The organism is Geopseudomonas sagittaria (assembly GCF_900115715.1).
GTDB lineage: Bacteria > Pseudomonadota > Gammaproteobacteria > Pseudomonadales > Pseudomonadaceae > Geopseudomonas > Geopseudomonas sagittaria.
On sequence record NZ_FOXM01000025.1, the window covers coordinates 26,850 to 39,963 of the forward strand.

Sequence of the window (13,114 nt, forward strand, 5' to 3'; positions counted from 1 at the left end):
TTCCGCTGCAGAACCCCCTTCGGATAATGCCTTTTCCGACAACAAGACGGGGAGGGCCGCCATGGGCGCGCTACCGCAAGGGCGATTCGTGACGCTGAACGATGGGCTGCAGCTGCATTATCTTGAGGCCGGCTTTCCGGAGGCCGGCTGTCCGGAGGCCGGCTACCCGGAGGTCGGCTCTGGCGAGCCGGTGGTGTTCATCCACGGCAGCGGGCCGGGCGCCAGCGGCCACAGCAACTTCAAGCAGAACTACCCGGTGTTCGCCGCCGCCGGCTACCGGGTGATCGTGCCCGACCTGCCGGGCTACGGCGCCTCGGACAAGCCGGAAACCGTCTACGACCTGGACTTCTTCGTCAATGCCCTGAGCGGCCTGCTCGATGCGCTGGACATCCCGCGCTGCGTGCTGGTCGGCAACTCGCTGGGTGGCGCCATCGCCCTCAAGCTGGCGCTGGACCAGCCGCAGCGGGTCAGCAGGCTGATCCTCATGGCGCCCGGTGGGCTGATGGAGAAGGAGCAGTACTACCAGCAGATGGAAGGCATCCAGAAGATGGGCGCCGCCTTCGCCAACGGCGAACTGAACGACGCCGCCGGCATGCGCCGCCTGCTCGGCCTGCAGCTGTACGATGCCAGCGGGATCAGCGACGAGACGGTCGAAGAGCGGGTCGCCGTGGTCCTCCAGCAGCCGCGCTGCGTGCTGTCCACCATGCAGGTGCCGAACCTGGCACCGCGCCTGTCCGAGCTGCAGTGCCCGATCCTCGGCTTCTGGGGGGTGAACGACAAGTTCTGCCCGGCCTCCGGGGCGCAGACCCTGATGGATGCCTGCCGCAACATCCGCTTCGTGCTGCTCAGCGAGTGCGGTCACTGGGTGATGGTCGAGCACCGCGAGCTGTTCAACCGCACCTGCCTGGACTTCCTGGCCGAAGGCAGGCAATAAGCAAAGCCTGTAGCGCTAGTGGATCGCTCCACTGGCGCTACAGGTTGTTCCGGTCTGTGTGGCTATGTGTTGCTAAGGCACCCTGCATGGGGCACGTAGCCTTGTAGGGTGGGCTTTAGCCCACGCTGACCTCCGTTGGTGGGCTAAAGCCCACCCTACGGGCTGGCGCTGCAGGCGGGAGTCCGCGGCCCGATCGGGCAGCGGACTTCCGGGTTCTCCGAGTGATCAGCCCTGCGCCTGCTTGTTGCGGAAGTAGGGGATGACCTTCTCGCCGATGTTCTTCAGCGTCTCCAGCTGCGCCCACTGCGGCACGGTACCCATCTGGCAGATGAACAGGATCTCGTCGGCGCCGGCGTCGATCAGGCGCTGTACGTAGCCGATGCAGTCCTCGACGGTGCCGTAGGCGTGGTTGGGGTTCATCATCGCCTGAGTCGGGTCGGAGAAGTCCACGGTCACCTCCTCGGAGGCGAAGCGCGACTTGATCACCGCCTGGCCGTTGCCGTCGACGAAGGTGTCGTCCTTCCACTTCTCCGGGTCCGGGCGCTCGCCGCCGGCGTACCAGTAGGCCAGCGACTCCATGAAGTAGCGCTGGCCGCGGATGCCGATGGCGCGCGCCTTGTCGTTGTCTTCGAGGACGATGGCCGGGCACAGCGCGGCGATGTGGCGGTTCGGACGGAAGCCGACCTGGTTCTTCTCGTTACGGTTGTCCCAGGCCTCGTGGTACACGGCCACCTTCTTGGCGATCTCGTCCGGGCCGCCGAAGCCCAGCACCAGCGCGCCCATGCCGCGGCCGCCGGCGTTCTTCAGCGATTCGGTGTTGGTGCAGGCCAGGTACATCGGCGGGTGCGGGTCCTGGTACGGCTTGGGATGGATCGGCCGCTTGGGGATCTTGATGAAGTCGCCGTGATGCTCGATCTCGTCCTGCACGAACATCTTCGGGATCAGGTACATCGCCTCGTCGATCTGCGGATGCAGGGTGGCCAGGTCGTAGCCGAAGGTGCCGGCTTCCTGCTGGGTGCCGCCCTTGCCGACGCCGAAGTGCACGCGGCCCTTGGACAGCAGGTCGAGGGTGGCGATGCGCTCGGCCACCTTGACCGGATGGTTCATTGCCGGCGGCAGGCACACCACGCCGTGGCCGATGCCGATGCGCTCGGTCTTGCCGGCGACGAAGGCCAGCATGGTTTCCGGCGCGGACATGTGCGAGTAGTTGGTCAGGGCGGTGTGCTCGACGCACCAGAAGGTGTCGAAGCCGAGCTTGTCGGCCAGTACGGCCTGCTCGACGGTCTCGTCGAACACGCGGCGGTCGCCCTCGCGGGAGGCGTCGAGCGTCTGTGCTTCGTAGATCAGGGAGAATTTCATGCGCTACCCCTTGTTGTTATCGGGTTGGTCGGCCCGGTGATACCGGATCTCGGGCGCATGGTCGGAAATGAAGGAAGGGGCAGATACATCCGATCAGACTAGCCAATTCGGCCCGCCGCCCATGCCGGGGTTGGCCCGTCCGCGCGGACCCCAGAGCGGGCGGGAATCGGCTGGCGGAGCACCAATTCTTGCTAGTCCCATGGGACGATGCCGGTCGTTTGACCCAGGTCAAGAATCGGCCCGACACAACCCACGAGGAGGGCCGAGCCATGAGCCAGACCGACCTGAAATCCCAGATGCTCCAGGCGATGCGTCGCCTGGCCAAGTCGGTGACCATCATCACCACCAGCAATGGCCGCGAGCGCTTCGCCATGGCCGCCACGGCGGTCGACTCGCTGTCCACCGAGCCGCCGTCGCTGCTGATCTGCGTGAACCAGAGCGCCTCGCTGCACGCTGTGCTGGATGCGGGCGCCGACTTCTGCGTGAACATCCTCGGCCACCAGCAGGAGTACCTGTCGCACCTGTGCAGCGGGCCGATCAAGGGCGAGGGGCGCTTCCAGCAGGGCCACTGGCAGACCAGCGCTGCGGGAACCCCTTACCTGGCCGACGCCCAGGCGGCGATCCTCTGCAAACAGGACGGCAAGTTCCGCTACGGCACCCACACGGTGTTCATCGGCCGCATCGAGCAGATCCATCACCACGGCGAGATCAGCCCGCTGGTCTACGTGGACGGCACCTACACCACCACGGCGGCGACCCTGCCGCTGGCCGCGGCCAGCTGAGCCGCGCCCGCCCAATCCCGGGGCGGGGCCTGCCTGCGCAGCACGCTGCGCAGGGCGTCCCGCCCGATCCGAGGAATTCCCATGAGACTTGCTGACAAGGTCGCGCTGGTCACCGGCGCCGGCTCGGGGATCGGCCGCGCCACCGCCGAGCTGTTCGCCGCCGAGGGCGCCCGCGTGGTACTGGCGGACATCGACGAGGCAGCGGCGCGCCGGGTGCTGGAGAGCCTGCCGGCCGGCAGCGACGGCTTGGCCTGGGGCTGCGACATCGCCAACGGCGCCGCCGTGGAGCGGCTGTTCGCCGCAGTCGAGCGGCGCTACGGCCGCCTCGACGTGCTGGTCAACAACGCAGGACTGGGCCAGGTGCCCGGCGACGGCTTCGAGCACTACCAGCAGCGCATGGCCCAACGCAACGCGCAGCTGGCGGTCGGGCAGACGCCCGACGTGTTCACCGACATGATCGTCGACCTGACCGACGCCGGCTGGCAGCGCCTGCTCGCCATCAACGTCGACGGCGCCTTCTACTGCAGCCGCGCGGCGGTGCGCCTGATGATCGCCAGCGGCCGAAAGGGCTCGATCGTCAACGTCGCCAGCCTGTCGGCGCTGAGCGGCGAGGGGCCGCTGGCCTACTGCACGGCCAAGGCCGCCATGCTCGGCATGACCAAGTGCCTGGCCCGCGACCTCGGCCCGCGCGGCATCCGGGTCAACGCGGTGTGCCCGGGGCCGACCCGCACGCCGATCATGCAGTCGATCTCCGCCGAGTGGGTGCAGGCGCTGGAGCGTGCCATCCCGCTCGGGCACATGCTCGAGCCCGAGGAGATCGCCCGGACCAACCTGTTCCTGGCCAGCGACGAATCCAGCGCCTTCACCGGCCAGACCCTCGCCGCCAGTGGCGGCATGTTGATGCTTTGATAAGGAGAACGACCATGAGTGTGAGCATGCAGGACAAGGTGGCACTGATCAGCGGTGCCGGTACCGGCATCGGCGCGGCCGCCGCGCAACTGTTCGCCGCCCAAGGGGCGAAGGTGATGGTCTGCGGGCGCCGCCAGGCCCCGCTGGAAGCCGTGGTGGAGAAGATCCGCGCGGCCGGCGGCGAGGCCGACTGGGTGCAGGCCGACGTCACCGACGAGGAAGCTATCGACCGCGCGGTGGCGCGTACCGTCGAGCGCTTCGGCCAGCTCGACGTGATGGTCAACAACGCCGTCAACTACACCTGGGGCCCGCTGGCCCAGCTCAGCACCGAGGACTGGCAGCGCAGCCTGCGCGGCAGCCTCGACGTGGCCTTCTTCGGCACCCGCGCGGCGTTCCGCGCCATGGCGGGCCGCGGCGGCTCGATCGTCAACCTCGGCTCGGTGGTCGGCCTGCTCGGCAGTCCGGGACTGTCCGCCTACGGCGCGGCCAAGGCCGGGGTGCTCAACTTCAGCCGCGCGGCGGCCCTGGAAGGCGCGGCCGAGAACATCCGCGTCAACGTGGTGATTCCCGGCGTGGTGTGGAGCGAGGGTACCCGCGAGGCGATGCGCAGCGAGCAGATGGCCGCCGGCACCGCCCGCGCCGTACCCATGCGGCGCATCGGCGAGCCGGTCGAGGTGGCGAATGCCATCCTCTTCCTGGCCTCGGACGCTTCTTCCTATATCACCGGGCAGAGCCTGGTGGTCGACGGCGGCAAGACCTGCGAACTTAACGTCGGTGCCACCGACTACACCTCGCAGACATCCAGCGAACTCAGAGGAGAATAACAATGCACAATCTGCTCAACACGCCGGCCAGCCCGGTACTGGTCACCGGCGGCGCTTCCGGTATCGGCGAAGCCTGCGCCGAGGCCCTGGCCGCGGTGGGCCGCCCGGTGATCATCTGGGATCTGCAGGAAGAGAAGGCACGCGCCGTCGCCGCGCGCCTGGCCGAGCAGTACGCGGTGGCTTGCCTCGGCATCGGCATCGACCTGTGCGACGCCGAGGCCATCGCCCCGGCGCTGGCGCGCACCCGCGCCGAGCTGGGCGCGCCGGGCGGCCTGGTGCACGCCGCCGGGGTGGTCGACCAGAGCGGCCTGGAGGGGCTCACTGCGGCGCGCTGGGACGCGGTGCTGAACGTCAACCTGCGCGCCATGGCCCTGCTGGTGCAGGCCATGCTGCCGGACCTGCGCGCCAATCCCGGCTCCTCCGTGGTCGGCATCGCCTCGATCAACGCCACCCTGGGCAACGGCCTGATTCCGTCCTACAGCGCCTCCAAGGGCGGCATGCTGTCGATGGTGCGCTCGATGGCCGACGCCCTCGGCGCCGACGGCATCCGCGTCAACTCGGTGTCGCCGGGGCAGATCCTTACGCCGATGGTCGCGCCTATCGCCGCGGCCCATCCGGGCATGTTCGAGCGACGCATCCTGCTCGGCCGCCTCGGCCAGCCCGAGGAGCTGGGCCGGGTAGTGCGCTTCCTGCTCTCGGACGAGGCCAGCTACATCAACGCCGCCGAGATCGTGGTGGACGGTGGCAATATCTCTTCGCAGCGCTGAATCAGGGCCAGCCGCTCGGCCGAGGCGCTGATTGCCTGGTGTTGTGAGCCGATGGCCAACTGCAAGGATCCGTTGCCGTTTTGCACGAGGAGCAGAAGGAAGATAGCAAACCCGCAGAATTGAGGTTCCTACACTGAAGATCCTGCGAGTTTGCAATACCAAGGGGAGTCACGCATCAGGAGAGTCAAATATGTCGGCGACGAAGGTATCCAAGTTGCAGTGACCTAGACTGATGGAGACGCCCGGATGGAATTGAGCGACGATCTGAGTAGACGAGTTACTGGTAGTGGAACCGCAACACAAAACTCCAAAGAGGAAGTGCAGATGGTTAAGGTACTGGTGCTTTATCATTCGATGTATGGCCATATCGAAACGATGGCGCAGGAGGTTGCCGAAGGCGCGCGCAGCGTTCCGGGCGTGGAGGTCACGGTAAAACGCGTCCCGGAAACCATGGATGCCGATGCCTTCAAAGCCGCGGGTGGCAAGGTGGAGCAAAGTGCAGCGGTGGCCACCCCGTCTGAGTTGGCCGATTACGATGCCATCATCTTCGGCACGCCCACCCGCTTTGGCAACATGTCTGGCCAGATGCGCAACTTCCTCGATCAAACCGGAGGTCTCTGGGTAAAGGGGGCTCTGGTCGGCAAAGTCGCCAGCGTATTCACCTCGACCGGCACGGGTGGTGGCCAGGAAATGACGATCACCTCGACCTGGACCACGCTGGCGCACCACGGAATGATCATCCTGCCGATCGGCTACAGCACTCCTGCACTCTTCGATATTTCTCAAGTGGGTGGCGGCACGCCTTACGGCGCATCGACAATCGCCGCTGCCGATGGCTCCCGCCAGCCTGATGCGCGCGAGCTGGGTATCGCCCGTCATCAAGGCGAGTATGTCGCCAAGATCGCCGCAAAACTAAAATAAAGGAAGACCGCCATGCGATATACCTTGTTCGATAATCAAAAGAGCGAGATCCTCCTGCTGGCTCGCATCCTGTTGATGATCCTGTTCATTATTGCCGGCTGGAGCAAGCTGACGGGCTTCTCGGGTACTGTGGGCTATCTGGAATCGCTCGGTACGCCCGCGCCCATGCTCGCCGCAGCCATTGCCGTCATCATGGAGTTCTTCGTCGCCATCGTGATCGTAGTGGGTTTCTATACCCGCCCGCTCGCATTCCTCTTCGCCCTGTTCACCCTTGGAACCGCCCTGATCGGGCACCAGTTCTGGACGATGGTCGATGCGGAGCGTGCCGCCAACATGACCCAGTTCCTCAAGAACATGAGCATCATGGGTGGCTTGCTGCTGCTGAGCATTACCGGTGCTGGCAAATACTCGGTCGATGGCAAGTAGCCCTGAGCTGCGCCACGCAAGTTGTCATTGCGTGGCGCGTTTTCCCCTCTCTAGACCAGCGCGTTGCGCAGGTCGGCCGCGGCCAGCTCGAGTGCCGCGGCGGCGCCCTCGACCAGCGGGGCGAAGCTGACGAAGCCGTGGATCATGCCCTTGACGCGCTGCATGCGCACCGCCACGCCGGCGGCGCGCAGGCGCTCGGCGAAGTCCTCGCCCTCGTCGCGCAGCGGGTCGAACTCGGCGCTGAGCAGGGTGGTGGGCGGCAGCTGCGCCAGGTCGGCGGCGAGCAGCGGTGAGACCAGAGGCTCCTCGGCCTGCTCGGTGCGCTCCAGGTACTGGGCGCGGAACCACTCCATCATCGCCCGAGTGAGGAAGTAGCCGTCGGCGAAGGCGGCGTAGGAGGCGCTGGCGCAGCGCAGGTCGGTGACCGGGTAGAACAGGCACTGGTAGGCGACGCGTGGGCCGCCCTGCTGCGCGGCCTGCAGGCAGGCGACGATGGCCAGGTTGCCACCGGCGCTGTCGCCGGCCACGGCCAGGCGACTGGTGTCGACCTGCAGCTCGGCACCGCGTCCGGCCAGGTCGCGCAGGGCGTGGAAGGCGTCCAGCGCCGCGGCCGGATAGCGCGCCTCGGGCGCGCGGCGGTACGCCACCGACACCACCGCCGCGCCGCTCAGCAGGGCCAGGCGGCGGCACAGTTCGTCGTGGCTGTCGAGGTCGCCGATCACGAAGCCACCGCCGTGGTAGAACACCAGCAGCGGCAGTCCGGCCTGCGCCTGCGGCCGGTACAGGCGCGCGGCCAGCGGGCCGGCGGCGCCGGCGACGCTCAGCTCGCGCACCTCGGCCAGCGGCGTCGGCGCGCACATTGGCGGCATGCTGGTGGCTTGACGCAGGGTAGCGGCATCCAGGCGGGCGTAATCGGGGGCCGGCTGGGCGGCCATCTGTTGCAGCAGGGCGGCGATCTGCGGATCAAGCGACATGGGCGTCTCCTTGCGGGTCGAAGAGGTTGAATTGCGGATTGCGCTCCTCCAGCACCGACTCCATACGGGCGCGCAGCGCCGGCTTGAAGCCCTTGTGCGGCAGGATCCAGAAGCGTTTTTCGGCGATGGCGGCGAACACCAGCTCGGCCAGCTCGCTCGGGCTCATGCCCTGGCGGATCTGCCCGTCGAGCAGGCGGTTCAGCTCACTGCCGGCGCCCTGGCCCTGGTCGGAGGTCATGATCTCGCTGTTCACCGGCCCCGGGCACAGCACCGAGACGCCGACCTGGGTGTTCAGGGCGGCCATCTCGTAGTGCAGGCTCTCCGACAGGGCCACCACCGCCTGCTTGCTGACGTTGTAGGCGGCCATGAACGGACTGTTGAGCAGCCCGGCGAGGGAGGCGGTGTTGACCACGTGGGCCGGCCGGCCCTGGGCCAGCAGCAGTGGCATGAAGGCGCGGACGCCGTTGATCACCCCGCCCAGATTGACCGCCAGGGCGCGCTGCCACTGCGCCTCGCTGAGCTCCCAGCAGCTGCCGGTCTGCATCACCCCGGCGTTATTGAACAGCAGGTCGACCGCGCCGAAGTGCGCCACGGCGGCGTCGCGCAGGTGCTCCAGCTGCGTGGCATCGGCCACGTCGGTGACCTGCGTCAGCACCTGCACGTCCTGCGCGCGCAGCTGCGCCGCCAGGCGCTCGAGCGCCTCGCCGTCGCGGTCGGCGAGGACCAGGTGCAGTCGCTCGGTGGGGGCCCGTTCGGCCAGGCCGCGGCCGATGCCGCTGGCCGCGCCGGTGATCACTGCGACGCGGTGCTGTTGTTCGTTCATGGCTGTGCGCTCCTCGCTGGTCTGCCGGATGCCCGCCGTTATTTCAGGAAGGTGGCGCCTCGAATACGTCCGAGCGGACTAAGGCAAAAGCGCGGGGCGGGTGGACAATGAAGTCCGGCGTGCGCCACCTCGAATCGGCCGGAGACATGTCGCGCTTTTTCGGCTAAGTGTGCAGGCCGCATCGGATCGGCGCCGCCGGTCGAGCCCCGCTACTGCATCGCGCAGGATGCCTTTGAAAGGCGGGCGACGGGCTGCCCGGTCATGACCATTGCGCCCACGCAGAAGGCCATATTATGCTTCGAACTACCCAGAATAATTACAAAGCTCCCGCAAACATGACTGATTCCCTCTCTCTAGAACATTTCGGCGAGATGCTTGGGCATCTCTATCAGGGACCTTTGGAATCTGTACCCTGGAATACCTTTCTGGATAGCCTCAAGGACTTGCTGTCCTCCAAGTACGCCACGTTCATTCTGCGTCCGCCGAGTCAGTATGTGGACGGCTTGAGCATTTCGACCGCAGGGTCCTCGATGGAGGTCACCAGCTCCTACCACGAGCATTTCTATAGCCTGGATCCCTTCGTCGACCTGCCGAATCGCCAGGTGGTCTCGCTCATCGAGTTCGTCTCCGTGAACGATTGGCTGAACTCGGACTTCTACAAGAGCTTCATGGAGCCGACGGACGTCTTCCATGTGCTTGGCGCCGACATCAACACCCCCGATGGCGCGCAGTGCCGCATCCGCATCAGTCGCGGGCGCAATGATCCGCCCTTCAGCCAGGTCGACAAGGACCTGCTGACCCTGTTCCTGCCGCATCTGGAGCGCGCGGTGATTTTGCACATGCGCCTGAACCGCATGGAAAGCGAGCGCAACCTGTACGCTGGCGCGGTGGATCAGATGGCGGTCGGCACTATCCTTCTCGATTCGGATGGCAAGGTGTTGCAGATGAATCGGGTGGCCGAGCAGCTGGTGCAGGAAAAGGATGGCGTCAAGTTGGTCGGCGACGGATTGCAGGTTGGCACGCCACGTGATAGCCAGAAATTCCGTCAGATGATCAAGCAAGCCCTGCTGTCGCAGAAAAGTGGCAATCCCACGGTGGTCGAGGCGATGCGCGTGCAACGCCCCTCCGGCCGCGCCGACTTCGGCATCGTGGTGCGCTCGGTGCCGCCAGGCGAGTGGAGCGGGGCGAGGCAGTGTCCCGCCGTGGCCATCTTCATCGGCGACCCGGAGCAGGAGTCGCGCGCGCCGCAGGAGATCGTCCGCGCGCTGTTCGATCTGACCCCCTCGGAAGCCCAGATAGCGCTGCTACTGGCCAACGGGCTGACCCTGGACGAGGCGTCCGACGAGCTGGGCATCAGCCGCAATACCGCCCGTGCGCACCTGCGCTCGACCTTCTCCAAGACCGGAGTGACCCGTCAGACCATGTTGGTGCGCCTGATCCTGCGCAGCGTTGCCACCCTCGGCTGAGAGGGTGCAGGCTTCGAAATCCGAGCGGGTAACGGAGCTGCAGGCGGCCGTCATCCGGGTTGGCAAAACTGTTGCGGCCCGGGTGACGGTTGTGGGAGTTGCTTGAGCGATGGGGTTTTCCAGGCGCATGGTCCATATCAGCTCGCAGTGCGATACGGACCATGGCAGGGGGCGGAGAAACACTTGCACCTGACTCCGAAACCGGGTCTCTACGGTGGAGTCAGACCTTCGGCATTTTTAGCCAGCAGGTTGAGCTGCTCCACCCCTTTGCCCAAGTACAAGCTGGCACTTCGGGAGACGACTGTCTGACCGTCTTTCTTCAAGTGCTGGCGAACGAAGTTGTAGTTTCTCCATGCCTCGTTCAATGGTGTTTTCATGTCTGGTGCAAGTTCCAGAAGTTGCTCGAGGGTGGAGCCAATTCTCTGATCGATTCTGTTGTAGCTGTGCTCGTCCAATTCCACCGAGTGTATGCCGATATTACTGAAGCCCTTGCCCTGATAAAGCAATAGCATGCGGCTCATATCCAGACTCATCTGGTGCAGGCTGGCGACTGCAGGGGCTATTTCTCCGGTCTCGAGATATGCCGCTCCGGCTGCCTTGTCGAGGTCGCTTTGGGCGTGCAGCACGGGATTGAGCGACGAGGTGTACAGCACGCGAGCATTTTCCGGTTGTTGCTCAAGCTCGCTGATACTTGTCTTCAGCCCCTGCAGGGCCGCGGCTATCCCCGGTTTGTCCGCCACTGTGGCCACCAGCGTGTCGAGCTCCCGCAGATTCCGCCGATAGGCCTCGCGCGCCGCAGGGTCGAATGCTGCCGTCGGGTCCTGGTTGTTGAAATAGACGAGCAAATTCGAGCAAAGCATGAATCCATGGGTGCGGATCTCGTGCAGTTGTTGCGGGACGGACGACTCTGCTCTTGCCGTGATGGACAGAAGCAGCAAAGCAAACGCAAGAATAATTCCATTCATGTTTGTATCCTTGACGATTATTCGTTATCAATGCGGTGCGCGAGTCGGGAGCGTGGCCGTTTCCATGCCGTCATTAGCCATTGTTACTGGTTGACGATAAGGTTGATTGCCACCTGCCAGTCTGGCAGTTCGCGCATCGCATTAAATCCCCACGAATCTGCTCTGCCTATAGTCTGGATGGACGATGTAGAGGAGTTGTGCGCCCGCATGTCCAATGCGTGCGGCATGCATGCACTAGTTCAAGTGAACGAGGCGGGCAGATCTTCCTGTGCCATAGGCTCTATGAAATTGCTCAAGACGGCTTGGAGGTTGCATGAAAATTATTGTGCCCGTGAAACGTGTGGTTGATTACAACGTGAAGGTCAGGGTCAAGGCCGACCAGAGCGGCGTCGATCTGGCCAACGTGAAGATGGCGATGAACCCGTTCTGCGAGATCGCCGTGGAAGAGGCGGTGCGCCTCAAGGAAAAGGGCATCGCCAGCGAAATCGTGGTGGTTTCGGTCGGGCCGAACACCGCCCAGGAGCAACTGCGTACCGCGCTGGCTCTCGGCGCCGACCGCGCCATCCTCATCGAGTCGAACGACGAGCTGAACTCGCTGGCGGTGGCCAAGCTGCTCAAGGCGGTCGTGGATAAAGAGCAGCCACAGCTGGTCATCCTCGGCAAGCAGGCCATCGACAGCGACAACAACCAGACCGGGCAGATGCTCGCCGCACTGACCGGCTTCGCCCAGGGCACCTTCGCCTCCAAGGTCGAAGTGGCCGGCGACAGCGTCAACGTCACCCGCGAGATCGACGGCGGTCTGCAGACCGTGGCCCTCAAGCTGCCCGCCATCGTCACCACCGACCTGCGTCTCAACGAGCCGCGCTACGCCTCCTTGCCCAACATCATGAAGGCCAAGAAAAAGCCGCTGGAGACCGTCACTCCGGACGGCCTCGGCGTCTCCACCGCGTCGACCGTGAAGGTGCTCAAGGTCGAGGCGCCGGCCACGCGCAGTGCCGGCATCAAGGTGGGCTCGGTCGCCGAGCTGGTCGAGAAACTGAAGAACGAAGCGAAGGTGATCTGATGGCCATTCTCGTCATTGCCGAACACAACAACGCCGCCCTGGCCGGCGCCACCCTGAACACCGTGGCCGCCGCAGCTCAGATCGGTGGCGATATCCACCTGCTGGTCGCCGGCAGCAGTTGCTCCGCCGTCGCCGAGGCGGCCGCCCAGGTCGCGGGCGTCGCCAAGGTGCTGGTCGCCGACCACGCGGCCTACGCCCACCAACTGCCGGAAAACCTCGCCCTGCTGGTGGCCGAGCTGGGCAAGGCTTACAGCCATGTGCTGGCCGCCGCGACCAGCAACGGCAAGAACGTCCTGCCGCGCGTCGCCGCGCTGCTCGACGTCGACCAGATCTCCGAGATCGTCAAGGTGATCGACGCCGACACCTTCCAGCGACCGATCTACGCCGGCAACGCCATCGCCACCGTGCAGTCCTCGGCGGCGGTCAAGGTGATCAGCGTGCGCGGCACCGGATTCGACGCCGTTGCAGCCGCAGGCGGCAGCGCCAGCATCGAAGCCATCACCAATGTCACCGACGCCGGCATTTCCAGCTTCATCGGCGAGGAACTGGCCAAGTCCGAGCGCCCGGAGCTGACCGCCGCCAAGGTGATCGTCTCCGGCGGCCGCGGCATGCAGAACGGCGACAACTTCCAGCTGCTCTACAGCGTGGCCGACAAGCTCGGCGCCGCGGTGGGTGCCTCGCGTGCGGCGGTGGACGCTGGCTTCGTGCCCAACGACATGCAGGTTGGCCAGACCGGCAAGATCGTCGCGCCGCAGCTGTACATCGCCGTCGGCATCAGCGGGGCGATCCAGCACCTGGCGGGGATGAAGGACTCCAAGGTGATCGTGGCGATCAACAAGGACGAGGAGGCGCCGATCTTCCAGGTGGCCGACTACGGCCTGGTCGCCGACCTGTTCGAGGC

The 13,114-nt window shown here is 65.5% G+C and carries 14 protein-coding genes; 10 read left to right on the forward strand and 4 right to left on the reverse strand.

Annotated elements, in window-relative coordinates:
• The first annotated feature begins 61 nt into the window (after positions 1-61).
• Positions 62-934, forward strand: coding sequence for an alpha/beta fold hydrolase (locus BM297_RS20155; RefSeq protein ID WP_092435300.1), 873 nt, complete (start codon positions 62-64; stop codon positions 932-934).
• A 225-nt stretch (positions 935-1,159) separates the two neighbouring features.
• On the opposite strand, the gene BM297_RS20160 is transcribed toward BM297_RS20155, so the two are convergent.
• Complete coding sequence (locus BM297_RS20160) at positions 1,160-2,293, reverse strand: LLM class flavin-dependent oxidoreductase (RefSeq protein WP_092435302.1); 1,134 nt, start codon at positions 2,291-2,293, stop codon at positions 1,160-1,162.
• 269 nt (positions 2,294-2,562) lie between these two features.
• Between BM297_RS20160 and BM297_RS20165 the strand changes: the two genes are divergently transcribed.
• The 6 genes from BM297_RS20165 (at position 2,563) to BM297_RS20190 (ending at position 6,922) form a co-directional block, all read left to right on the forward strand.
• Positions 2,563-3,075 (forward strand): flavin reductase family protein, encoded by a 513-nt coding sequence (locus tag BM297_RS20165; RefSeq protein WP_092435304.1) that lies wholly within the window; start codon positions 2,563-2,565, stop codon positions 3,073-3,075.
• A gap of 81 nt (positions 3,076-3,156) precedes the next feature.
• Positions 3,157-3,984 carry an SDR family NAD(P)-dependent oxidoreductase gene (locus BM297_RS20170; RefSeq protein WP_092435307.1) on the forward strand — a complete coding sequence of 276 codons (828 nt, stop codon included), beginning with the start codon at positions 3,157-3,159 and terminating at the stop codon, positions 3,982-3,984.
• A gap of 14 nt (positions 3,985-3,998) precedes the next feature.
• Positions 3,999-4,808 (forward strand): SDR family NAD(P)-dependent oxidoreductase, encoded by an 810-nt coding sequence (locus BM297_RS20175; protein ID WP_092435310.1) that lies wholly within the window; start codon positions 3,999-4,001, stop codon positions 4,806-4,808.
• Positions 4,809-4,810: 2 nt separating this feature from the next.
• On the forward strand, positions 4,811-5,575 hold the full coding sequence (locus BM297_RS20180) for an SDR family NAD(P)-dependent oxidoreductase (RefSeq protein ID WP_092435313.1): 765 nt from the start codon (positions 4,811-4,813) through the stop codon (positions 5,573-5,575).
• A gap of 324 nt (positions 5,576-5,899) precedes the next feature.
• A complete protein-coding gene (gene wrbA / locus BM297_RS20185; RefSeq protein ID WP_092435316.1) occupies positions 5,900-6,496 on the forward strand; it encodes an NAD(P)H:quinone oxidoreductase in 597 nt (198 codons plus the stop codon).
• Between the two features lie 12 nt (positions 6,497-6,508).
• The gene (locus BM297_RS20190) at positions 6,509-6,922 is read left to right on the forward strand and encodes a DoxX family protein (RefSeq protein WP_092435319.1); all 414 of its coding nucleotides are present in this window, start codon (positions 6,509-6,511) and stop codon (positions 6,920-6,922) included.
• Positions 6,923-6,972: 50 nt separating this feature from the next.
• Here BM297_RS20190 and BM297_RS20195 read toward each other — a convergent pair whose 3' ends face one another.
• Positions 6,973-7,896, reverse strand: a complete 924-nt coding sequence (locus BM297_RS20195; protein ID WP_092435322.1) for an alpha/beta hydrolase — start codon at positions 7,894-7,896, stop codon at positions 6,973-6,975.
• The gene (locus BM297_RS20200) at positions 7,886-8,719 is read right to left on the reverse strand and encodes an SDR family NAD(P)-dependent oxidoreductase (RefSeq protein ID WP_092435325.1); all 834 of its coding nucleotides are present in this window, start codon (positions 8,717-8,719) and stop codon (positions 7,886-7,888) included. Before BM297_RS20200 ends, BM297_RS20195 begins: the two co-directional genes overlap by 11 nt.
• 335 nt (positions 8,720-9,054) lie before the next feature.
• Here BM297_RS20200 and BM297_RS20205 point away from each other — a divergent pair, with 335 nt between their 5' ends.
• A complete protein-coding gene (locus BM297_RS20205) occupies positions 9,055-10,185 on the forward strand; it encodes a LuxR C-terminal-related transcriptional regulator (RefSeq protein WP_092435328.1) in 1,131 nt (376 codons plus the stop codon).
• Between the two features lie 209 nt (positions 10,186-10,394).
• Here the strand turns inward: BM297_RS20205 and BM297_RS20210 are convergent, their stop codons facing one another.
• Positions 10,395-11,150 carry a hypothetical protein gene (locus tag BM297_RS20210; protein WP_092435332.1) on the reverse strand — a complete coding sequence of 252 codons (756 nt, stop codon included), beginning with the start codon at positions 11,148-11,150 and terminating at the stop codon, positions 10,395-10,397.
• Between the two features lie 313 nt (positions 11,151-11,463).
• On the opposite strand from BM297_RS20210, the gene BM297_RS20215 reads away from it, so the two are divergent.
• Both BM297_RS20215 and BM297_RS20220 read left to right on the forward strand, forming a co-directional pair.
• Positions 11,464-12,213, forward strand: coding sequence for an electron transfer flavoprotein subunit beta/FixA family protein (locus BM297_RS20215; RefSeq protein WP_092435335.1), 750 nt, complete (start codon positions 11,464-11,466; stop codon positions 12,211-12,213).
• Positions 12,213-13,114: FAD-binding protein (locus tag BM297_RS20220; RefSeq protein ID WP_092435338.1), on the forward strand; the 902-nt coding region annotated here is incomplete at its 3' end. The genes BM297_RS20215 and BM297_RS20220, both read left to right, overlap by 1 nt.

Bases quoted from the DNA above. Each gene is read 5' to 3' on its own strand.
- BM297_RS20155 (WP_092435300.1), top strand. From the start codon at position 62: ATGGGCGCGCTACCGCAAGGGCGATTCGTGACGCTGAACGATGGGCTG.
- BM297_RS20160 (WP_092435302.1), bottom strand. From the start codon at position 2,293: ATGAAATTCTCCCTGATCTACGAAGCACAGACGCTCGACGCCTCCCGC.
- BM297_RS20165 (WP_092435304.1), top strand. From the start codon at position 2,563: ATGAGCCAGACCGACCTGAAATCCCAGATGCTCCAGGCGATGCGTCGC.
- BM297_RS20170 (WP_092435307.1), top strand. From the start codon at position 3,157: ATGAGACTTGCTGACAAGGTCGCGCTGGTCACCGGCGCCGGCTCGGGG.
- BM297_RS20175 (WP_092435310.1), top strand. From the start codon at position 3,999: ATGAGTGTGAGCATGCAGGACAAGGTGGCACTGATCAGCGGTGCCGGT.
- BM297_RS20180 (WP_092435313.1), top strand. From the start codon at position 4,811: ATGCACAATCTGCTCAACACGCCGGCCAGCCCGGTACTGGTCACCGGC.
- wrbA (WP_092435316.1), top strand. From the start codon at position 5,900: ATGGTTAAGGTACTGGTGCTTTATCATTCGATGTATGGCCATATCGAA.
- BM297_RS20190 (WP_092435319.1), top strand. From the start codon at position 6,509: ATGCGATATACCTTGTTCGATAATCAAAAGAGCGAGATCCTCCTGCTG.
- BM297_RS20195 (WP_092435322.1), bottom strand. From the start codon at position 7,896: ATGTCGCTTGATCCGCAGATCGCCGCCCTGCTGCAACAGATGGCCGCC.
- BM297_RS20200 (WP_092435325.1), bottom strand. From the start codon at position 8,719: ATGAACGAACAACAGCACCGCGTCGCAGTGATCACCGGCGCGGCCAGC.
- BM297_RS20205 (WP_092435328.1), top strand. From the start codon at position 9,055: ATGACTGATTCCCTCTCTCTAGAACATTTCGGCGAGATGCTTGGGCAT.
- BM297_RS20210 (WP_092435332.1), bottom strand. From the start codon at position 11,150: ATGAATGGAATTATTCTTGCGTTTGCTTTGCTGCTTCTGTCCATCACG.
- BM297_RS20215 (WP_092435335.1), top strand. From the start codon at position 11,464: ATGAAAATTATTGTGCCCGTGAAACGTGTGGTTGATTACAACGTGAAG.